At 70.4% G+C, this 20,532-nt stretch carries 16 protein-coding genes and 1 pseudogene; 9 read left to right on the plus strand and 8 right to left on the minus strand.

Features of this window, described 5'->3' with window-relative positions:
* Nucleotides 1–22: 22 nt before the first annotated feature.
* On the plus strand, nt 23–385 hold the full coding sequence (locus ET495_RS05375; RefSeq protein ID WP_129203245.1) for a VOC family protein: 363 nt from the start codon (nt 23–25) through the stop codon (nt 383–385).
* A gap of 249 nt (nt 386–634) precedes the next feature.
* Nucleotides 635–1,768 carry an ACR3 family arsenite efflux transporter gene (arsB, locus tag ET495_RS05380; protein ID WP_129203247.1) on the plus strand — a complete coding sequence of 378 codons (1,134 nt, stop codon included), beginning with the start codon at nt 635–637 and terminating at the stop codon, nt 1,766–1,768.
* Between the two features lie 76 nt (nt 1,769–1,844).
* Here the strand turns inward: arsB and ET495_RS05385 are convergent, their stop codons facing one another.
* From ET495_RS05385 to ET495_RS05415, 7 genes are all read right to left on the minus strand, one after another.
* Nucleotides 1,845–2,765, minus strand: coding sequence for a PfkB family carbohydrate kinase (locus ET495_RS05385; protein WP_129203249.1), 921 nt, complete (start codon nt 2,763–2,765; stop codon nt 1,845–1,847).
* Nucleotides 2,762–4,015, minus strand: coding sequence for an AGE family epimerase/isomerase (locus tag ET495_RS05390; protein WP_129203251.1), 1,254 nt, complete (start codon nt 4,013–4,015; stop codon nt 2,762–2,764). The genes ET495_RS05385 and ET495_RS05390 overlap by 4 nt, the downstream gene beginning before the upstream one ends.
* On the minus strand, nt 4,012–6,567 hold the full coding sequence (locus ET495_RS05395; protein ID WP_129203253.1) for a glycoside hydrolase family 2 protein: 2,556 nt from the start codon (nt 6,565–6,567) through the stop codon (nt 4,012–4,014). The genes ET495_RS05390 and ET495_RS05395 overlap by 4 nt, the downstream gene beginning before the upstream one ends.
* A complete protein-coding gene (locus tag ET495_RS05400; RefSeq protein WP_129203255.1) occupies nt 6,564–7,424 on the minus strand; it encodes a carbohydrate ABC transporter permease in 861 nt (286 codons plus the stop codon). Before ET495_RS05400 ends, ET495_RS05395 begins: the two co-directional genes overlap by 4 nt.
* Nucleotides 7,421–8,374 carry a carbohydrate ABC transporter permease gene (locus ET495_RS05405; RefSeq protein WP_129203257.1) on the minus strand — a complete coding sequence of 318 codons (954 nt, stop codon included), beginning with the start codon at nt 8,372–8,374 and terminating at the stop codon, nt 7,421–7,423. Before ET495_RS05405 ends, ET495_RS05400 begins: the two co-directional genes overlap by 4 nt.
* A 59-nt stretch (nt 8,375–8,433) precedes the next feature.
* Entirely contained in the window at nt 8,434–9,750 is a 1,317-nt protein-coding gene (locus tag ET495_RS05410) for an ABC transporter substrate-binding protein (protein ID WP_129203259.1), read from the minus strand.
* A gap of 112 nt (nt 9,751–9,862) precedes the next feature.
* Complete coding sequence (locus ET495_RS05415; protein ID WP_129203261.1) at nt 9,863–10,726, minus strand: LacI family DNA-binding transcriptional regulator; 864 nt, start codon at nt 10,724–10,726, stop codon at nt 9,863–9,865.
* A 79-nt stretch (nt 10,727–10,805) separates the two neighbouring features.
* Between ET495_RS05415 and ET495_RS05420 the strand changes: the two genes are divergently transcribed.
* The 4 genes and pseudogenes from ET495_RS05420 (at nt 10,806) to ET495_RS05435 (ending at nt 16,118) form a co-directional block, all read left to right on the plus strand.
* Nucleotides 10,806–12,032, plus strand: coding sequence for an ROK family transcriptional regulator (locus ET495_RS05420; RefSeq protein ID WP_211340918.1), 1,227 nt, complete (start codon nt 10,806–10,808; stop codon nt 12,030–12,032).
* 201 nt (nt 12,033–12,233) lie between these two features.
* Nucleotides 12,234–13,928, plus strand: a complete 1,695-nt coding sequence (locus ET495_RS05425) for an NERD domain-containing protein (protein ID WP_129203265.1) — start codon at nt 12,234–12,236, stop codon at nt 13,926–13,928.
* Between the two features lie 64 nt (nt 13,929–13,992).
* Nucleotides 13,993–14,698 (plus strand): annotated as a pseudogene (locus ET495_RS05430) (IS5 family transposase); the annotation flags it as partial.
* A 268-nt stretch (nt 14,699–14,966) separates the two neighbouring features.
* The gene (locus ET495_RS05435; protein ID WP_162616373.1) at nt 14,967–16,118 is read left to right on the plus strand and encodes a thermonuclease family protein; all 1,152 of its coding nucleotides are present in this window, start codon (nt 14,967–14,969) and stop codon (nt 16,116–16,118) included.
* A gap of 247 nt (nt 16,119–16,365) precedes the next feature.
* Here the strand turns inward: ET495_RS05435 and ET495_RS05440 are convergent, their stop codons facing one another.
* Nucleotides 16,366–17,481, minus strand: a complete 1,116-nt coding sequence (locus ET495_RS05440) for a restriction endonuclease (protein ID WP_129203269.1) — start codon at nt 17,479–17,481, stop codon at nt 16,366–16,368.
* Nucleotides 17,482–17,674: 193 nt separating this feature from the next.
* Between ET495_RS05440 and ET495_RS05445 the strand changes: the two genes are divergently transcribed.
* The 3 genes from ET495_RS05445 to ET495_RS05455 all read left to right on the plus strand — a co-directional run bounded on the left by ET495_RS05445 (nt 17,675) and on the right by ET495_RS05455 (nt 20,515).
* On the plus strand, nt 17,675–17,962 hold the full coding sequence (locus tag ET495_RS05445; protein ID WP_129203271.1) for a hypothetical protein: 288 nt from the start codon (nt 17,675–17,677) through the stop codon (nt 17,960–17,962).
* A 583-nt stretch (nt 17,963–18,545) separates the two neighbouring features.
* Entirely contained in the window at nt 18,546–19,649 is a 1,104-nt protein-coding gene (locus ET495_RS05450) for a YcjF family protein (protein ID WP_162616374.1), read from the plus strand.
* Between the two features lie 368 nt (nt 19,650–20,017).
* Nucleotides 20,018–20,515, plus strand: coding sequence for a thioesterase domain-containing protein (locus tag ET495_RS05455; RefSeq protein ID WP_211340919.1), 498 nt, complete (start codon nt 20,018–20,020; stop codon nt 20,513–20,515).
* The last annotated feature ends 17 nt before the right edge of the window (nt 20,516–20,532 follow it).

Raw genomic sequence — 20,532 nt, forward strand, 5'->3', positions numbered from 1 at the left:
CGCCGAGGGTGATGATCGAGCCATGCACCTCACCCAGGTTGGCCTGCGCGCCGAGGACCTCGACCGCGCCGCCGAATTCTGGTCCCACCTGCTGGACGCCACGCCCACCGGCCGCTTCGACCCACCCGGCCTGCTCTTCTTCGATCTTGACGGCGTGCGGCTGATGCTGACGCGAGAGGCGACGTCGTCGGTGCTCTACCTACGGTTTCCCGGTCTGCGCGAGCGCTGGGCCGGACTCGTCGCGGGCGGCGTCGTCGCCGTCGAGGAGCCGCACGTGATCTTCCATCACCGCGACAACACCCTGGGACCGGCGGGCACGGACGAGTGGCAGGCGTTCATCCATGACTGCGACGGAAACCTCGTGGGGCTGGCCGACTTCGCGTAGCCACGGCCGCCACGTCACCGTCGCGCGCAGTTGCCCTTCCCGAGGTCTTCCTGTGATCGCAGTGGGCCCTGCCATCCCGGAACCTCTGGCGGCCCCAGGGCCGATCCGGACCTGTCCCCCGCCGCGTGCGGCCTGACGCCGTCGCAGTTCCGCGCTCGCTGCACCTGACGGACGATCGCTTCGCATTGACAGATGTCGATAGGCGCCTAGAGTCACATCGACGTCGATCAATGCGAAGGGTAGCCGCACATGCCAGACCCCACCCCCGGGTCCACCACGAGCGCCCCGATCCCCCCGGCCGCACGGCGCCTGCCGACCCTCGACCGCTGGCTGCCCGCGTGGATCGGGCTTGCCATGGTCGCGGGCCTGGTGCTGGGCCGGTTCGTCCCCGGTCTCTCCCGCGTGCTCGCCGCCCTGGAGGTCGGCGGCATCTCCGTGCCCATCGCGATCGGCCTGCTCGTGATGATGTACCCGGTGCTGGCCAAGGTCCGCTATGACAAGGTCGCCGCCGTCACCGGGGACAAGCGGCTCCTGGTCACCTCGCTCACCCTCAACTGGGTCGCCGGGCCGGCCCTCATGTTCGCCCTGGCCTGGCTCCTCCTGCCCGACCTGCCGCAGTACCGCACCGGCCTGATCGTCGTCGGCCTGGCCCGGTGCATCGCGATGGTCGTGATCTGGAACGACCTCGCGTGCGGCGACCGGGAGGCCGCCGCGGTGCTCGTCGCCCTCAACTCGGTGTTCCAGGTCGTCGCCTTCGCGCTGCTCGGCTACTTCTACCTGACCGTGCTGCCCGGCTGGCTCGGCCTCGACACCCAGGGGCTCGACGTCTCCGTCGGACAGATCGCGCTCAACGTGCTCGTCTTCCTCGGCATCCCCCTCGTCGCCGGCTTCGCCTCGCGGCGGCTCGGCGAACGAACCCGGGGCCGCGCCTGGTACGAGGAACGCTTCGTCCCGCGGGTCGGCCCGTGGGCCCTGTACGGGCTGCTGTTCACGATCGTCCTGCTGTTCGCGCTCCAGGGGCAGCAAGTCACCGCCCGGCCGCTCGACGTGGCCCGCATCGCCCTGCCGCTGCTGGCCTACTTCGCCGTCATGTGGACCCTAGGGATGGCCCTCGGCCGCGCCCTGCGGCTCGGGTACGCCCGCTCGACGACCCTCGCCTTCACCGCCGCAGGCAACAACTTCGAGCTCGCCATCGCCGTCGCCATCAGCACGTTCGGCGCCACCTCGGGGCAGGCGCTGGCCGGGGTCGTCGGCCCGCTCATCGAGGTTCCCGTCCTGGTCGGGCTCGTCTACGTGTCGCTCTGGGCGGCCCGGCACTGGTTCGGCACCGACCCGTGGACCACCGCGCGGCGCGGCACGCAAACGGCCGTGGCGGCGCGCTGAGGCGGGGACCCGCGCGTCGCGGCGTGACCGGTTCGCCGCGGCGCGCGGTGCCGGGCGGCCAGCTCAGCGCGCCGCGTCAGGCGCCCAGCTCGGCGCGCGTCGGCGGGTCGGCCCCCGGCCGCGAGACCGTGACGGCGGCCGCCCGCGCGGCCCAGCGGGCCGCCTCGGCGATCCGGTCGGCACCGAGCGACACCAGCACGTCTCGCGCCCCGGGACCGACCGCGCCCAGGTCCACGAGCGCGTCCAACAGCGCCCCGGTGAACGTGTCGCCCGCCCCGATGGTGTCGGCGACGACGACGGGCACCCCGAGCACGCGAACAACGTCGGCGCCGCGCACCGCGAGCGCGCCCTCGGCGCCGAGCGTGACCACGACCAGCGCCGGACCCGTCGCCGCCCAGGCGCGCGCGACCTCCAGCAGGTCGGCACCCGGGTGGTACCACGCCAGGTCCTCGGCCGAGACCTTGACCACGTCGCTCAGCGCGACCAGTCGTTCGACGCGGGTGCGCGCGGCGTCGGCGTCCGGCGTGATCGCCGGACGTGCGTTGGGGTCGAACGAGACCAGCGCACGCCTGCGCGCCGCACGCAGTGCCGCCTCGACCGCCGTCGCCCCGGGTTCCAGGACAGTGGCGATCGAGCCCACGTGCACGACGTCGGCCGCTGCGACCACCTCGGCGAGGGCCGCGGCAGGCGGGTCCCAGGTCACGTCGAAGGCGTAGGACGCTGCGCCGTCGGGTCCCAGGGCGACGGTCGCCGAGGACGTGCGTCCCGTCGCGGGCGCGGACGCCACGACGTCGACCCCGGACGCGTGGAGCCAGCCACGCACGAGCGCGCCGCGCGCGTCGTGGGCCAGCGTGGTCATCAGGACGGCCTGCCGGCCGAGGCGGGCGAGCGTGACGGCGACGTTCGCCGGGCTGCCGCCGGGCAGGTCCCGCATGCCGCCGTCTGCGGGCACCACGTCGACCAGCGCCTCGCCGACCACCGCGATACGCGCGCTCATCGCAGCGCCCCCTCACGCAGCGCCCGCGCCAGCGTCGGGGCGAGCGGCAGACGCGGGATCAGGGTCGCCTGCAGGGCGTGGTAGACGTCCGGCTTGCCCGGCCACACGCTCGACGCGGCACGGTTGGCCTGGTCGAGCTCGTGCACCCACGACCCGCGCTCACGGTCCAGCAGGAACCGGTCGGCGTAGTCCCACCACGTCGCGTACCAGTCGGCGAACCGTGCCTCGCCGGTCCGCGCGAAGAGCGCCGACGCCGCCGCGATCGCCTCGGCCACCACCCAGTGCATCCGCGTGCGCACCACGGGAGCCCCGGACCAGTCGGTCGTGTAGACGAACCCGTCGGCCCCGTCGGCGGCCCACCCGTCGGCCACGGCCCTGTCGAAGAGCGCGACGGCGGCAGCCGTCAGGCGCGTGTCGGGCGCGACGGCGTCCAGGTGGACCAGAAGGCGCGCCCACTCCAGGCCGTGCCCGGGCGTCGCCCCGTAGGGCTTGAACGGGTCGGCGGGCCGGTCGCGGTTGAGGTCGAGGTCGGGAGACCAGTCCGGCCCGAAGTGCTCGGGCAGGCGGGCGTCATGCACGTCCGCGAGAGCGACCACGAACGCGGCGGCGCGCCCCGCGCGCGCACGCCACGCCGCGGCCTCGTCCGGCGGGGACGCGTCGGCCACGGCGAGCATCGCCTCGACCGAGTGCATGGTCGCGTTCAGCCCCCGGTACGGGTCGAGCGCCGTGAACGCGCTGTCCCACGCGTCCACCGGCCGACCGGCGGCGTCGTCCCAGAAGCGGTGCAGGTAGACGTCCGTCGCCTCGCTGAGCAGGTCGCGCGCCCCCGGCCGTCCGGCGACCGTCGCCGACGCCGCCGCGAGCATGACGAACGCGTGGTCGTAGCAGGACTTGCCGGCGGCCACGTCGGGCTCTCCCGACGCCGACACCGCGTGATGCCACCCGCCGTGCACGGCGTCCCGCAGCAGCCCCGCCAGCCCGGCGAGCGCGGCGTCGGCCACCGCGGCGCTGCCGGGAACGCCCAGCAGGTGCCCCAGCGAGTAGACGTGCGCCGTGCGCGCGGTGATCCACGTCTGCACGCCGTGCGCGGCGTCGGGCCGGCCGGTCTCGTCGAGGTAGGCGGCGCCCCCGCCCGCGAGCGCGGCCCCGGCGCCGAAGCGCAGCAGCCGCCGCGTCTCAGCGTCGAGCCACGCCCGATGGCTGGGCAGCGCCGGCCACGGCACGGGGACCGGCGTCGCACGCCGGGTCATCGGACGCCCCCCACGATCAGGTCGTTCGCGCAGCGCAGCGCCGCACGCAGCGCGCCGGCCTGCGGGAGCGTGGTCAGCGGCCGGCCCCCGCGGCACGTCACGACGACCTCGAGCACCTCCCCGGGCAGCACCGTGTCGAGCATCCGGTCCACGAACAGGTCCGCTGGCGCCACCGCCAGTGCCGCACCGAAGGTGTCGGCCAGCAGGCAGACGTCGCGCAGCACGGCGTCAGCCTCGACCCGGACCCGCAGCGCTCCCCCGTCGAGCCGCGCATGGACGCGCGGCGCCGTCCGCCGCAGACCGGAGACGCGGTCGGGGACGTAGGACCAGACCGTCCGCCCCCACGGCGAGTCGACGACGAGCAGCTCGCTCGCCCGGTCACCCGGTGCGGCGACGCGATCCGGCAGCCGCAGGCGGGCCGTCCCGTCGGGCGCGGCGGCGAGCGTGACCTCGTGTCTGGCCAGGACGACGCCGTCGACGTCGATCCGTCGCACCGTGGCCGCGACCGTGGCCGCGTCCGCCCCGTCGTTCACGAGCACCACCTCGAGCCCGTCGGGACCGCTCGGGTCGTGCACCGGCCCCGGAGTCACGGGCTGCACCGTCAGCAGCCGCTCGGCGAAGGAGCCGCGCAGGGCGTACCACAGCGGCTTCTCGATCCCGGCGTGGTCGATCGCGGCCCAGCTCGTGACGGGCCAGCAGTCGTTCAGCTGCCAGACGACGGCGCCGGAGCATCGCTCCCGCGAACGCAGCCACTCCACACCCGTCGTCATGGCGCGCGCCTGGACGAGCTGGGTCGCGAAGTGCCACGCCTCGCCGTCGGCGGGCGCGGCGACGTGTGCCTGCAGTCCGCGCGTGAGCTTGTGGACGCCGTCGATCGCACGCAGATGGTGACGTGTCAGCGGTGAGCCGGGCCCGGGCACCTCCCCCTCGACGACGCCGGCCAGGGTCGTCCATGCGGGCGGGCCGCACCAGCCCATCTCGGACACGAACGACGGGTCGTGGTCGCGGTAGTGGACGTAGTCGAGGTCGTTCCACGCGTCCCACAGATGGCTGACGCCGTGCAGGGAGTCCGTCGGATCGCTGTCGATGCTCCCGGACCAGGGCGAGTTCGGCACGTAGGGCCGGGTGGGGTCGAGGCGCGCGAGGACGCCCGGCAGGACGTCCGTGTAGTAGCGCGCTCCCCACCCACGGGTGCCGACCTGGTCCGCCCAGCCCCACTCGTGGCGGCCGAGCACCGTCTCGTTGCCGCCGCACCAGATCGCCAGGCTCGGGTGGCCGGCCATGCGCGCGACGGCCTGCTCGGCCTCGGCGGTCACGAGTGCGGCGGTCTCGTCGTCCTCGCTGTAGGCCGCGCAGGCGAACAGGAAGTCGTGCCAGACCAGCAACCCTCGCTCGTCGCACGCGTCGAGGAACGTCTCGGTGGCGAAGTACCCGCCTCCCCACACGCGCAGCAGGTTGGCGTTGCCGGCAACCGCCTGGTCGAGCCGGGCCGCGATCCGCTGCGGCGTCTCGCGGCTGGGGAAGGTGTCGTCGGGGATCCAGTTGTACCCCCGCACGCGCACGCGCCGGCCGTTGACGGCGAGCGCCCAGCGGGTGCCGCGCTCGTCGCGTTCCTCGCGCACCTCGACGTCACGCAGGCCGACGCGCCGCGAGGTCGAGTCGAGCCGCCCGTCGCGCCCGGCCAGCTCGACGTCGAGGGCGTACAGCGGTTGGCCACCCAGACCGGTCGGCCACCACAGCCGCGGCCGTTCGACCACCAGGACCACGACGGCTTCGCCGTCGGCGACCGTGGCCGTGCCCGCGGCGACGGCGAGCCCGTCGGGGTCGGTCAGGCGGGCGGTCAGGCGGGTCCCGTCCGGCGCGTCGGCCCGCACGTGGGTGTGGACCTCGGCGTGGTCGCGCTCGGCGGTCAGCCGTACGAGCGGCCGCACGTGCTCGATGCGGCCGGCGTACGTCTCCAGCCGGATCGGGCGCCAGATGCCCGCGGTCACCACGTGCGGGCCCCAGTCCCAGCCGAAGTTCGCGGCGGCCTTGCGCACGTGGGCGTACGGCTCGTCGTAGGGGCTCGGCAGCGGGCCGTGGGCGCGCTCGTGCGCGGTGGCGGCGTCCCATGCGGACGCGAACCGGACCTCGAGCGTGTTCTCCCCGTCGACCAGGACGTCCCCGACCTCCCAGCGGTAGGTGAGGTGCTGGTCGCACGCGGACCCGATCACCCGGCCGTTGACGAGCACCTCGGCGACGGTGTCGAGCCCTTCGGCCACGAGGTCGGTCCTCGTGGGGCCACCGGGCCGCGTCCACTCGAAGCGGCGGGAGTAGACCCAGGTCGATCTGCCGACCCACATCTGGCTCAGCTCTCCCCAGCCGACGTTCGGGTCGAGGATCAGCCCGGCGTGGAGCAGGGCGCCGTGGACCTCGCCGGGGACGGGCGCGTCCAGCACGGCGTCGCGCACGTCTCGCGGGGCGTCGTCCGGGCCGTCCGCCCAGCGCAGCCGCCACGTCCCTCCGAGGTCGACCCGGGTCGCCAGGACCGGGGTGGAGTCCGTGAGTGTCATCCCTTCACCGCCCCTGCCGTCAGCGCCTCCTGCATGCGCCGGCTCATCACCGTGTAGACGAGGTAGACCGGCAGCACCGTGAGGACGGTGCCGGCGGCGAGCACGCCGTAGTTCGTCGAGTCCGAGATCAGGGTCGGCAGCGCGACCTGGACCGTGCGCACGTCGGGTGCCGTGCCCGTGATCGTCAGGGAGAAGAGGTACTCGTTCCAGAACGTGAGCAGCTGCAGGATCGTCACCGTCACGACGCCGGGCATCGCGATCGGCAGGAAGATGTGCACGAGCGTGCGGAACTGCCCGACGCCGTCCATCGCGGCCGCCTCGACGAGCTCGCTGGGCACGGTGCGCATGAACTGGGTCAGCAGCAGCACCGACAGCGGCAGCGCCGATGCGGGCAGGAACAGCATCTGGAACTCGCGCGTGTAGAACAGCCCGAGGTGGATCGCGAGGATCACCGTGGGGATGAGCGCCGCGAACGGCGGGATGAGGAACCCGGCGGAGAAGGCGCCGGTGATCGCCCGGGCGACCTTGGTGTCCGAGCGGGCGAGCGCGTACGACGCCGGCACGGCCAGCACGAGGGTGACGGTGATGGCGACCAGGCAGATGAGCGCCGTGTTGGCCAGCGCCTTGCCGAGGGACGCCTGGGTCCAGGCGGTCGAGAAGTTGTCCCACAGCCACAGCGACGGCAGGTGGAAGGGGCGCGTGAAGATCTCGATGTTCGTCTTCAGCGCGCTCACCACCAGGTAGTAGAGCGGCAGGGCGAGGATCAGGGCGTAGAGCCACGACAGGGCGCCGGCGATCGGCGCGGCCTGCCGGGTGCGCGCGCTGCGGCGCAGCCGCGGGCGTGCCTGGGCGGTCATCGTTCATCCTCCAGGTCGGACCGCAGCAGGGCCCGGATCAGGAACATCCCCGCGATGCCGACGACGAGCAGCGCGACTCCCACGACCTGGCTGTAGCCGAGGTCTTGCTGAGAGAACGCCTTGGCGTAGACGAGGTAGGACAAGGTGGTGGTGGAGTTGCCGGGGCCGCCCTTGGTGAGCAGCAGGATCAGCGCCGCAGACGTGAAGAGCGTCCACAGGAACTGCAGCATCGTCAGCGTGCTGACGTACGACTTGACCATCGGGAAAGCGATCTGCCACATGACGCGGGTGCGGCTGGCGCCGTCGACCTGGGCCGCCTCGAGCACCTCGCCGGGGATGCTGGACAGCCGCGCGGCCATCAGGACGGCGGTCCATCCCACGCCTCGCCACAGGTCGATGAAGATCAGCGTCGCGAGCGCGGTGCTGGGGTCCGCGAGCCACGGGGTGACCAGCGAGTCGAGGCCCACCAGGCTGAGCAGGCCGTTGACGCCGCCGTTGGGCGACAGCACGCCGTAGAAGATCGTGGCCGTCACGGAGATGGAGATCAGCCCGGGCGAGAAGTACAGCACCGACAGCAGGCGGTAGCCGCGCGGCTTGGTGTACAGGTGGTAGCCGAGCATGTAGGCCAGCGGGATCATGACGGGGACGGCGATGCCGACCTGGATGGCGCTGTTGCGGATCGCGGCGAGGAACACCGGGTCCGCCAGGACGCGCGTGACGTTCTCGAACCCGACGAAGGTGGGCTCGTAGATCAGGCCCTTCCAGCGCAGGGTGGCGATGACGAACATGGCCGCGAGCGGGCCCACGAGGAAGACGACGAACCAGGCGAGCGCGGGGACCGTGAACCACAGGACCCGCGCCGAGCGGGGGCCGCGCCGCACACGGCGCGGGGGCTGGTCAGGCGTCGTGACGGGTGCAGGGGGTGGGGCGGTGGACAGTGGTGAAGACATGGGTGTCCCTGGGTGCGGGGTGGTGGGGGCCGCCGAGACGGCCCCCACCGACGGCGGGGTCAGGACGCGGAGGCGGTCGCGTCGTCGAGGCCCTGGCAGATCTGCTGGGCCGATGACGAGCCGTAGGCGCTGGTGAGCACCTGGATGATCGGGTCGGAGGCCGAGCCGATCCACACGTCGGGCAGCACCGCGATGCTCACGCTCTGGTCGAGCTTGAGCGACTGCGCGAGCAGCGGGTTGGCGGCGAACGCGGTGAAGTCACCGGTGACGGACGGCAGCAGGCTCGTGGTCTGGACGAAGTCGCCGACGTTGGCCTCGGTGTAGAGCGCCTCGATCAGCTGCCGGACCTTCTCGATGTGCCCGGGCTGCGCGCCTTCCTTGGTGATCATGAAGCCGACGCCGGTGAAGTCCTGGAAGGCCGTGGGCTTGTCGAACGCGGCACCGCCGGGCAGCGGGAACCCACCCAGGGTCGTGACCTTCTCGACGCCCGTGCCCGCGTCGACGGCTCCGGCGTAGGCCCACGACCCCGCCGACATGATGGCCGCCTTCTGCGAGTAGTACTGGGCGTACATGTCGTCGGAGTTGAGCCCGGCCGCGTTGTCGACGAACACGCCGCCGTCACGCAACTCGGTGAACAGCTCGATGCCTTGCATCACCGAGTCGGTCGAGCAGTAGCCGCCCTTCTGCATGACGGTCTTCATCGCGGCGGCGTCGGTGAACGACTGGGCGATCTGGTAGAAGAGCTTCTGCCCGGTCCAGTCGCTGCCCCCGACGACGAGCGGCCCGATCCCCGCGGACCGCAGCTTGGCGGCGGCGGCGATCAGGTCGTCGGTCGTCTGCGGGATCTCGTCGACGCCGGCCGACGTGAGCAGGTCCGTATTGTACCAGACCGGCCAGCTGAACCCGGAGAACGGCAGCCCCTGCAGCTCGCCGTCGTCGGTGCCGCCCACGCGCCACGCCTTGAGCGCGTCGGGCTTGAGCGTGTCCGCCAGCCCCCAGTCCTCGACGTACTGGTCGGCCGCGACGGTCACGCCGGCGTCGAGCCATCCGAGCGTCTTGTCGAAGAGGTTGACGATGACCAGGTCGGGCGACTTGCCCGCGGCGACCGCGGTCTCCACCTGGTCGTCGATGTTCTCCAGGCCCTCGGTCACGTTGAGCTTGATTCCGGTCTCCGCGGTGAACGCGTCGAACACCCGCTTCTGGACGGCGGCCTCGGGGCTGCCCGAGGCCCACCGGGTGACGACGTCGATCGAACCGCCGTCAGATGCGTCGTCCGAGCCGGAGCCCGTCGACGTCGAGCACGCCGTCAGGGCGAGCGTGGCGATGGCGATGGCGGCCGTGGCGGCGCGCGCACGCTGGGAGATGCGGTGGTGCATGGGGCTCCTTCGTCCAATCCGGCACCGAGCTCTTCGACGAGCTCGTTGCCTCATGGTGCAGCACGCACAGCACTCGCGTCAAAACATTCATTACTAATCGAAGTAATACCGATCAACGGGCGCCGTCGAGCGACTGCCGCGCGACAAGCAGCGCCGGTGCCGCCTTGATGACCCGCGGCGGATCGCCGCGCAGGACGTCCGCGAGCGCCCGCCCCGCGACCTCGCCCAGGGCCTGCACGTCGTGGCTCACCGCACTCAGCGGAGGGTCGGCGAGCTGGCACAGCGCCGAGTCGTCCCAGGCGACCAGCGAGAGCTGGTCCGGGACGCGCAGGCCGAGGCGGGCAGCCTCCTGGAGCGCGCCGAGGGCCATGACGTCGTTGTCGAAGACGAGGGCGGTCGGGCGGTCCGGCTGCCCGGCGAGCGCCGAGACGGCCCGCACGCCGGACGCCTCCGAGTAGTCGCCGTCGAAGCTCGACGTGCGCAGGCCGAGCTCGTGTGCGGCCTCGACGAACGTCTGGCGCCGGATGATCGTGTGGGCCATCTGCGTCGGACCCGTGACGTGACCGATGTGCGTGTGCCCGTACCGCGCCAGCGACCCGACGACGTCCCGCATCGCGACGTCGTCCTGGGTCCACACGCAGGGCAGGCCGTCGGCCGTCCGCGGGTCACCGATGACGACCGCCGGCAGGCCCAGGCTCGTCACCAGCCCGACGCGCTCGTCCCCCGGAACCAGGTCGATCAGCACGACACCCTGAACCTGGCGGCCCGCGCTCCACCGCCGGATCCGCTGCGCGGACTCGGCGACGGACGCCACGACCTGCATCCGCACCGACACCCCTTGCGGCACCAGGACGCGTTCCATCCCGGCGATCAGCTCGTGGAAGAACGGCTCCGCGCCCAGGACCTCGGCATCACGGACCAGCGCCAGCCCGACCGGCTTCCCCCGCACCAGGCTCCGCGTCGACGTCGTCGCCATCTGCTCTCCTTGCCCTCGGCGTCACTCCTGGTCGTCCATAATGACGCCACGGAAGACCGACCAGCGAGAGGGTGGGAACGTGGCGCGCAGGGAAGCCGCAGCAGCGGGGCCCGGAAGCCGCGCGCTCGTCGTCGACCTCATCCGATCCGCGGGTCCGATCAGCCGTGTCGAGCTCGTCGAGCAGACCGGGCTGACCCAGCCGACCATCTCCAACATCGTGCGCCGCCTCATCGCCGACGGCGTCGTCCGGGAGACCGGCGAGACGGTGGCGACCGGCGGCAAGCCCCGCGCGCTGCTCGTCATCAACTCGCAGGCACTGTTCGGCGTCGGGATGCACCTCGGACCCGACACGATCACCGCCGTCGCGACCAACGCTCGCGGCGGCACCGTCGGGCACGAGCTCGTCGCCCGGCCGGCCGACCACGACCCGAGCGTTCTCGCCGACACGCTCATCGGCCTGTACCGCAGCCTCACACAAGGACTCGACCTCGACCCCCACACGATCGCGGGCCTGACCGTCGTCGGCCCCGGCCCCGTCGACGTCGCCCGCGGGCGGCTGCTCGGTCCCGGCGAGCACGGCGAGCAGGCGGGCTTCGACCTCGGAGCCGCCCTCTCGCGCGCGCTCGCTATCCCCGCGCTGGTCGACAACGACGCCACGGCGGCCGCCATCGGCGAGTTCTGGGGACGGCAGGTCTCGCGGGACCGCACGTTTGGCTGCCTGTACCTCGGGGCGGGCATCGGGTCCGGCGTCGTCCTCGACGGAGCGCTGCACCGTGGTGCGAGCTCGAACTCCGGCGAGATCGGGCACAACACCGTCGTGCGCGACGGCGCACCGTGCGTCTGCGGGAACCGTGGCTGCCTCGAGAGGTACGCCTCCCCCTCGGTGCTCGTCGACCGCGCGCGCGCCACGCCCGGCCTCGCCGAGAGGCTCGAGATCGCCGCCGAGGACGGCTACGGCCACGCCTTCGACACCCTCGCCCGCGCGGCGGTCTACGGCGACGCCGACGCGAGCGCGCTCATCGAGGAGTCGGCACGCTGGCTCGCCGACGCGGCGGTGACGCTCGCCAACCTCTGGGACCTCGACACGCTCGTGCTCGCCGGCCCCGGGTTCGCCGTCGCCGGGTCGATCTACGTCCGCGAGATCCGCGAACGCCTCGCGGACCGGGCCTTCGCCCGCCGCCTGCACCCCGTCGCCGTCGACCTGTCGAGCAACCCGCGCGACTCGGCCGCGATCGGTGGCGCCGCGCTGATCCTCCAGGGGTCGGTCGCCCCCGGGCACGGACCCCAGGTCGCCATGCGCGCGTAGGCAGTAGCGGGCGAGCCGGACGCCGCGAGGCAGACCCCCACCCTGACGCGCGAGATCGGCGCCCCACGCCGCGCGCCCGTCCGGGATGGGAGAAGTGCCGCTTGCAGAGCGCAGGCCGCCCCTGACAGCATCTGCCGAGGCCCGGCGTTCGCGCAGAGCCCGGATCACCCACGCCGACCCCGCGGGTGGTAGGAAGGTCCGGTGCCGCACCTTTTCCCGAGCGATCCGCTGTGGCCCGACGACTCGGGAGCCGAGCGCCTCGTGTGGGAGGCACTGCGGGAGCAGCTCCCCGATGACGCGGCGCTCTTTCACGGGGTGCGGATCCAGGACGACGCCGACGAGCGTGAGATCGACCTGCTCGTCGCGTGGCCGGGGTTCGGGATCGCCGTCATCGAGGTCAAGGGCGGACTCATCACGCGCGACGGCGACGGGTGGTGGCAGGCCGACGCACAAGGACGGCACCGGATCGACCCCGTCGGCCAGGCACAGCGGGCCCGCCACGCGCTCTCGACCTACCTCGTAGGGCACGGTTCGGCCGCCGGCCACGCGCAGTTCGTCCACATGGTCGCTCTGCCCTTCGTGCGTGTCCCCCGCTCCTGGGAAGCCATCGACCTGCCCCGGGCGATGGTGATCGACCAGACCGACCTCGACTCCCCTGGGGCCGTGGCCGCGCAGGTGGAGGCCGCGATCCGCCGACACGGCAAGGGCACGCTCCGCCTCGACGTCGGCAGTCTGCTCGATCTGGCGGAGCGCGTCGCCGCACGACTCCAGCCGCACAGCGCATCGATCGCGGCGGCCGAGGCGCACGAGCGCATCATGGACGCCTTGACCGAGGACCAGGCGCACTACCTCGACCTGCTCTCCCGCCAGCAGCGGATGCGGGTCCTGGGCGCTGCAGGCTCCGGCAAGACGGTCCTCGCGCTCGAGCAGGCCCGGCGTCGCGCCAAGGCCGGCGAACGCGTCGCGCTGCTGTGCTACTCACGGGGGCTCGGCCGCCACCTCCAACGCGTCACGGGAGGTTGGAAGCCCGCCGAGCGGCCCGCGTACGTCGGGCTGTTCCACAACCTCGCCATCGAGTGGGGCGCGCCGCCACCGCCGTCGGACGACGCCCCCCTGGAGGTCCGCGCGGCCTACTACGAGACGGACCTGCCCGAGGCGCTGGGGCGGATCGCCGCCGACACGCCGACCGCGCAACGGTTCGACTCGATCGTCGTCGACGAAGCCCAGGACTTCGGCGAGATCTGGTGGCCCGCACTCGTGCAATCCCTCCGCGACCGTGAACACGGCGGGCTGTTCGTCTTCGGCGACGACGACCAGACAGTCTTCGCCCGCGTCGGCGACGCCCCCATCACCCTCGAACCATTCACCCTCACGGAGAACCTCCGCTCCACCAAACAGATCGCCCAGACCTTCGGCGCCCTCTCGACCTGGGACGTGCACGCCCGCGGCAGAGCCGGCCTGCCCGTACGCATCCTCGACGTGCCGTACGACGACGCCGTCGACGTCGCCGACGACATGGTCGACACCCTCATCGACGAAGGCTGGGACGAGAGCAAGATCGCACTGATCACCACAGGCCGCCGCCACGTCGAACAGCGCAACACCATCGATCTCGTCGGCTACGACGAGTACTGGGACGACTACTTCGACGGCACCGGCGTGTTCTACGGGCACGTCCTCAACTTCAAGGGGCTCGAACGCTCCGTCGTCGTCCTGGCCATCAACGGATTCCAAGAGACCGAGCGGGCCAGATCGATGCTGTACACCGGCATGTCCCGCGCCCGCTCACTGCTCGTCCTCGTCGGGCCGCGCGACCAGATCGAGTCCATCGGCGGCGAAGCGATCAAGCGCCGGCTCGCCGCAGCTGAAACCTGGGTCACCGGCGGCGACGGGTGACCGACATGAGGTCCAGGCCGTGTCTCCTCCCCGCAGGGTGGGTGCGCGGGGCAGACCGCGTGCCGTGAGTCGTACTGCGGTCTTGTCGGACGCCGAGTGGGAGCGGATCTGCTCGTTCATGCCCGCGGCGGGCGCGAAGGGCGGGCGCCCGTTCGCCGATCACCGGTTGATAGTCGAGGGCATCATCTACCGGTACCGGACCGGGATCCCGTGGCGGGATCTCCCGCGGGACCCGTTCGGTGTGGAAGCGGCACTACCGGTTCACGCAGGACGGGACCTGGGACAAGATCTTGGCCGCGCCGATCGCGGAGGCCGACGCGGCCGGCGAGGTCGACTGGGACGTGTCGGTCGACTCCACGATCAACCGGGCGCACCAGCACGCGACGAACACGACGCGCCCCGAGAAGGACACGGGGGCGGTGTCGATCTACACGAACCAGCGGCGCAGCGCCTTCCAGACACCTGAGCCTGCAGGTCACGCGGCCGGGAGGTCGCGAGGCGGGCTGACGACCAAGGTCCACCACGCGACCGGCGGGCGCGGCCGACCCCTCGCGGTCGTGGTCACGACCGGTCAGGCCGCGGACGGGGTCTGGCGCCGCGGAGCCCGCGGCGGGCGCCCGGTCGGCCTCGACACGATCGCCTACAAGGGACGCAACGTCGTCGAGCGATCCTTCGCCAAGTTCACGCAGTGGCGAGCACACGCGACCCGCTATGACAAGCACGCCACGATCTACCGCGCCGCCGTCGTCCTCACCGCCATCCTCGTCTGGCTACGCAGTGAGGAGACACAGCCTAGAGGCCAGCGGCGCAGTGGTGATGTCAGCATCCCGGGCATCGATGCAGGCTCGGGTGTGGGACAGGTCTCTGCGTGCCACGCCGCCAACGAACCGAACCTCGTCCTCCATCCTGTCCATCACAGACGAGAAGGCAGGTGACGATGCGCAACGGGAGCCCGCGTCCCACGGCGGCAATCGTGCCGACCACGGCAGTTGCCACCGCAGGACACTCCGCCTCGACGTCAGCACGGAGGGCAGAGTCATGCTGAGGGCAGCATTCCAGTCGAGCATCCGTCCGGCCGTAGTCGTTGCTGTCTCGGCGGTCATTGCAACTGGTGCGGGCGCCGCCATGGTCATCGCGAACACCCGGCCCGAGACAGCGACGGTTCAACGGGTCGTCGATGGCGACACGATCGACGTGCTGATTGGCGGCAAGCCCTTCAGGGTGCGGCTACTCAATGTCGATGCGCCCGAGACGGTCGACCCCGCGCGGGACGTCGAGTGTCTCGGTCCTGAGGCTTCGGCATGGATGAAGGAACGCCTACCGAGCGGCACCACCGTCAGGCTCGAACGCGACGTCGAGACGACAGACCGGTACGGCCGGGAGCTGGCCGCCGTGTTCATCGGTGACTCGATGATCAACGCCGAACTCGCACGCGCTGGGCTCGCAGAAGCTGTCGTCGTCGGCGACAACGACCGCTTCTACCCTCCCGTGGCGCAAGCGCTGGAAGAGGCCCGTATCGCTCAGCGTGGTCTCTTCGACACGACGACGGATTGCGCTCCGCTCACCCAGATCAAGGACATTGAGGCAGCAGCCAGCGCACTCTCCGAGCCCGCAGACGGCGCCACGTTGGCTGCGCTGAGCGGCTATAGCGCGGCCGTCGGGCTCCTGGTGTCCCGCGCGGCGGACGTCGACTACCGGACACATCTGAACGACCCGTCCGTGGCCATCCTGTCGGCGATCGACAGAAGCCGGATGCGCGACCGCATACGCGACCTCCGAGCCGACCTCGAGGCCCGGGCGGACGAGGCTCGGTCCGCGGTAAAGGTGGAGTCTGAACGCCTCGCCGAAGAGGCCCGTCGCGCCGCGGAGGAAGCCCGACTCGCCGAGGAAGCACGGAAGGCGGAGGAAGCCCGACTGGCCGAGGAGGCACGGTTGGCCGAGGAAGCACGCAAGGCAGAAGAGGCACGCAGGGCTGCGGAGCAACGTCAGGACGCCGAGCGGCGCGCTTCAGAACGAGGCTCCAGCAGCCAGGGTGCGGCGAAGCCCAAAGCGTCATCCGGAAGCGGCAGTAGCTCCAAGGGCTCTCCTGACACAGGATCGCCGGACTACTCGGGCGACATGAAGAACTACACCGGCTGCCGCGCGTACGCACCTGGCGGAAAGACGTGGCACCCCATCCCATGCCCGTGACGGCCGGACGTTCCCTCACGTGACCGCCAGCTCGTTGCCCTGGCATCCCCGACGGGTCAGTTCGGGACCTCCATGCGGCCCGTGCGCAGTTGCAGGCTGGGCCGCAGCGCGGTCGCATTGGGCGCGGTCCTCACGCATCCCGAGTTCCCGCATGCTCGTTTCGACGCTGGATCCTCCGAGTTGGCTGCTGGCCCGGAGTTCACGGCACCGAGGGCCTACGGCCGCCTCACTCCCCTTATGTCGCGCTTCAGAGCGCGATTCCGGCGCTCCTCATGGGCTCGACGAGCCGGTCAAACACCTTGTCGTCGAGACGGTCTTGGACCACGAGCGCACGGGCAGCCCATCCCGTCGCCTCTGCGATTGTCCGTGCGAGAGACGCACGCATCCGTTCCACGTCACCCGCCGACGACAAGGTGAACTGATCAAGCACACCGTTCACGGCCTCGATCGACAAAGCCCCGGCAACGCTCCTCGCGACACTCACGGCTGCACCAACGGCATCCTGTCGCATGTCCTCGCCGCCGATGAAGCCTGCAGCAGCGTCCAGCCCGAGTGCCGACTTGTCGAAGTCGACGGCTCGCGCGCCCTCACGCATCGAAGTGCTCTGAACCTCCTTAACGCGGGCACCCTCGATGGCGCTGGCGTTGTACGCCGCGGTCAAGGCCGACACCAACCCTTGAAGCCCATTGCCTCGACTGTTCTCGGACCAATTCTTGAGGAACGTCAACTCGTCGTACTTCAGTCGGTCGACACCCCGCGCCAGAAGTTTCTCTGCCTTCTCGTGATCAGGGTCTGGGGCAGTCGACACCAAAGCCGCCGCGAGAACATCGGTCCACTGAGTCACGGTGAGACTCTTCAGATCTGCCAGATACCGAATCACCTCGCCGGTATTGGGGCCGAACGGGTTCCGGTCCGCGCCAGCGGGCTTCGCAGCGGTCAATGCGGATCCATCGCGTCCGCTTGAGACCAGGGCGAACGCGGCACCGTTGACCGGCGCCATCGTGCCATCCGGCTCATAGGTGAACAACGCAATCGCCATCGCGTCGGCGTACTCGACCGCTTGAGCCGTGTACCCGCTGGCGGCAAAGAACAGGAGCTCGAGATGATCCTCCGCCATCCTCGCTCCGACGAGCGCTTGGAGCACTGGCCGACCAACGTCGATGGCTTCTCGCTTGACCTGGGCGATCGCAGCGGCAGACCGGATGTCGATGCCACTGTCCGTTCCAGATCCGGTCACATCCGCATCAGCAAACCCCCACCAACGCATCCAGTCGCGCGCGTTGACTTCCGCGGTCTGCCAGGAGTCAATGCGACGCGGCTCAGGCCTGCCGCCAACGTGCTCGTGATCTCTCGTCTCGATCACCTGGGTCCACCTCACTCACCATCGACTGGGACGCGGGAGACGATAGTGCGTGCGGTACCGCCCGGCCGGACCCGTGGCATCGGACTTGCTTCCACATGGCGCGACATAGACGCGCGGAGCCAGTCTCGGCAAGAAGGTCGGGTTCGCTTGCGGGATCCGCTGAACGAAGTCCGACACGGGCCACCCCGCGCGGGTGGGCCGTGTCGCCGATCTGGATCTCCGCGAGAAGGACCACCCGGTCCAACCGTTCAACCGTCGCCGTCACCCTCTCGAGATCGACGACGCCGACGGCCGACCGGCGCCCGTGATCGGCGCCCAAGCCATCGGCGAGTCCGTGCCCGATCCCGAAGCCTTGCTCACAGTAGCCGGCAGCCAGGTCGATCCCTCGCCCGCGCTCGAACCCATCGATCCTGCGGACCTCAGCCTCGCCAGCCTGAACCCCGCGACGGTCAGCGCGTGTGATCCACGCTTGGGACTCTGACAGCAACGGTCAGATCATGTTTCGTCACGGGCCGCCCGCTCATAGTCACGCGACCGCCCTCGCGCTCGTTGCTTGCTTGCTGCGCCACGTGGTCGGCCGCACAACACTCGTCGTCGCATCTCCCCGATCGACTGCGCGACGTCGGCATCGGTCACGCAGGGCGAGACGCGGGTAGATGGCCCCGTACCCCCGCAGCCTCCATGCCGCGCGCGTCGACCGCGCACGATGCTCAAGACGCTCGAGCCCGTTCGGACCGTCCTCGTTCTTGTTCGCCGCCGGTCGGCCGACGGCGAGGAGGCCAGCCAACTGGGTGAGCGGATCGCTCCCGCGAGACCCGACCCGGTGTCGAGGAACGTTCGGGTGGGAAGTCATGTCTGCCTTCCGATGCGGGACGAGCCCGCCCAACGCAGGCCTCACCCACTCATCGCGTTGAATCCGCAAACCCCGCGCGCGATTCCGCCGCAGGTCCGTCGTCTCTCTGCAGGGGTCTGCTGCGTGCCTTCCGTCCGGCGAAGCCCCGACAGCGCGGAGCACTCAGTGCCAGGCATGGGCGCCACCTGCGCGCCGAATGAACACTTGGGCCATGACAGAGCAGACGACGACGTCACAGTTCATCGAAGACGACGCACAGGACGCCTTCGCTGCTGGCTTCCACGACGCTTCTGAGGACTACGGGCGCTTGAACATCGCCGTGCTTGGGAACACTGGAGTCGGCAAGTCAACACTCGTGAACGCCATGTTCCAGAAGGATCTTTGCCCAGTCGGGTTGGGGAAGCCCGTCACTACTGAGGTGAGCCCGTACGACAACGAGAGCGGCACCCTTCGCATCTATGACTTCCCCGGATTCGAACACGGGAAGAAGCGCGACCCCGTCGAGTACATGACGAAAGAACTCAAGAAACTGCAGAAAGGACCAGAGGAAGACCGCGTCCACCTAGCCTGGTTCTGCTGGGCGCTGCCGCGCTTCGAAGACTCCCACAAGCGAGTGGTAGAAGCCCTTGCGGCGCAGGGCATCGTGACGATCGGCATCGTCGCGAAGGTAGAAGACAACGAACTTGATGATGCCCATGCATTCGCGCGTCTGCTTAGCGACTACTTCGGATCTTTGATCCATCACCGCGTCATGGTAGTGCGTGCGGGTAAGGCCCCCGTCAAGGGCCTGCGGGAACTCCTGGACGAGACACGCGAGGTCGCACCAGATGCCTTTCGTGAAGCTCTCGAAGCGGCACAGCGAGTCGATCTTGCGGCGAAGGATCGACAGGCCCGCGCGATAGTTGCCGCCGCGGCCGCGTCGGCGGGCGCGGTTGCGGCAACTCCGATTCCGGTTGCGTCCGCGACAATCCTTGCGCCCATCCAACTGGGGATGATGGGCAAACTCGCAAACCTCTACGGCCTCTCGCTCGTCGGCATGCTTGGGATGAGTGGCCTCGTTCAACTCAGCCTGCAGTTGACCGGCCGGGCTGCGGCTCAGAGCCTCGTGAAGCTGATTCCCGGACCGGGAAGTGTGGTGAACCTCGCGGTCGCGACCATCTGGACGGAAGCTGCCGGTGAGGCCTGGATACAAATCTGCAAGGGCCTCGCGACTGGCAAACTCGATCCGTCGAAGATCAGCAACGTCCTCGACATGCTTTCACCGCTAGTTGAGGCAATCCTCAGGTCGAAGATGCCGAAGGCCAAGAAGCGGTGAAGCACGACGCAGCTTGGTGGAACGATCGCGGTACGCGGCGACCGGCCGCGATCGTCTTCATCCATGGTGCGGGATGGCGCGACGCCGCGTCGAGCGAGCGAGAAAGCAAGCGGGATAAGCACCGTGCGAGCATCCAGGCGGCACTGCTGAACTCTAGTCTGGGGCGAACCGTGCGAACCGTCGAGATTCCCGAGTACGTGACGGGCGCGCCTCAAACGGCGGCGGTCGAGTTGCGTCGGGCACCATCGCAACGCCCTCGGACTCGACTGCTGCCGGGCTCCTCTGATCGAAGCTGCACGTGCTGTCCAACGCGCGCTCAAGGGGATCGACTCAAGGGCGCCAGCGCTAGAGCGGCGGCGCCACCAGACGTGGTCGATCTCGGCGCTGGCGCGTTGAAGCGAGCGGGAGTGGATATGGGCGGCTTGCAAGAGGTCTGGGATTACATCGATGACAAACGTCGGAGATCGACGACTCTAGCCGCGATTGCGTGCCAGTTGCCGCCGGTTCCCTTCATCCTGTGGGGGCACTCGCTCGGTTCGGTGATCGCCTTCGAGCTCGCCGCTCACCTCCCGGCTCGTGCGGCGCCCGCACTCCTCGTCACCTCCGGATCTCCCCTTAACCTCCGCAAGGTCAGGGCAAACCCATTGTCCGGCGTTCGAGGGTGGTCGATTCTGTCCCGCGCCTTCCCGTGGATCAACGTCTACGACGGATTCGACCACATTGCGAAGTACGGGGGCCTCTCGGAGGCTGGGTACGGGCCGATCACAGACATCCAGGTGCGGAACGGAGGTCGATTCCACTCCGGCAACCGCTACCTCGGCCACGACGACGTCTGGAGGGAAATGGACCGTCAACTGCGACGCTAGACCGTATGCAGTGACCG

The organism is Xylanimonas allomyrinae (assembly GCF_004135345.1).
Classification (GTDB): Bacteria; Actinomycetota; Actinomycetes; order Actinomycetales; family Cellulomonadaceae; genus Xylanimonas; species Xylanimonas allomyrinae.

Bases quoted from the DNA above. Each gene is read 5' to 3' on its own strand.
- ET495_RS05375 (WP_129203245.1), top strand. From the start codon at position 23: ATGCACCTCACCCAGGTTGGCCTGCGCGCCGAGGACCTCGACCGCGCC.
- arsB (WP_129203247.1), top strand. From the start codon at position 635: ATGCCAGACCCCACCCCCGGGTCCACCACGAGCGCCCCGATCCCCCCG.
- ET495_RS05385 (WP_129203249.1), bottom strand. From the start codon at position 2,765: ATGAGCGCGCGTATCGCGGTGGTCGGCGAGGCGCTGGTCGACGTGGTG.
- ET495_RS05390 (WP_129203251.1), bottom strand. From the start codon at position 4,015: ATGACCCGGCGTGCGACGCCGGTCCCCGTGCCGTGGCCGGCGCTGCCC.
- ET495_RS05395 (WP_129203253.1), bottom strand. From the start codon at position 6,567: ATGACACTCACGGACTCCACCCCGGTCCTGGCGACCCGGGTCGACCTC.
- ET495_RS05400 (WP_129203255.1), bottom strand. From the start codon at position 7,424: ATGACCGCCCAGGCACGCCCGCGGCTGCGCCGCAGCGCGCGCACCCGG.
- ET495_RS05405 (WP_129203257.1), bottom strand. From the start codon at position 8,374: ATGTCTTCACCACTGTCCACCGCCCCACCCCCTGCACCCGTCACGACG.
- ET495_RS05410 (WP_129203259.1), bottom strand. From the start codon at position 9,750: ATGCACCACCGCATCTCCCAGCGTGCGCGCGCCGCCACGGCCGCCATC.
- ET495_RS05415 (WP_129203261.1), bottom strand. From the start codon at position 10,726: ATGGCGACGACGTCGACGCGGAGCCTGGTGCGGGGGAAGCCGGTCGGG.
- ET495_RS05435 (WP_162616373.1), top strand. From the start codon at position 14,967: ATGCTGAGGGCAGCATTCCAGTCGAGCATCCGTCCGGCCGTAGTCGTT.
- ET495_RS05450 (WP_162616374.1), top strand. From the start codon at position 18,546: ATGACAGAGCAGACGACGACGTCACAGTTCATCGAAGACGACGCACAG.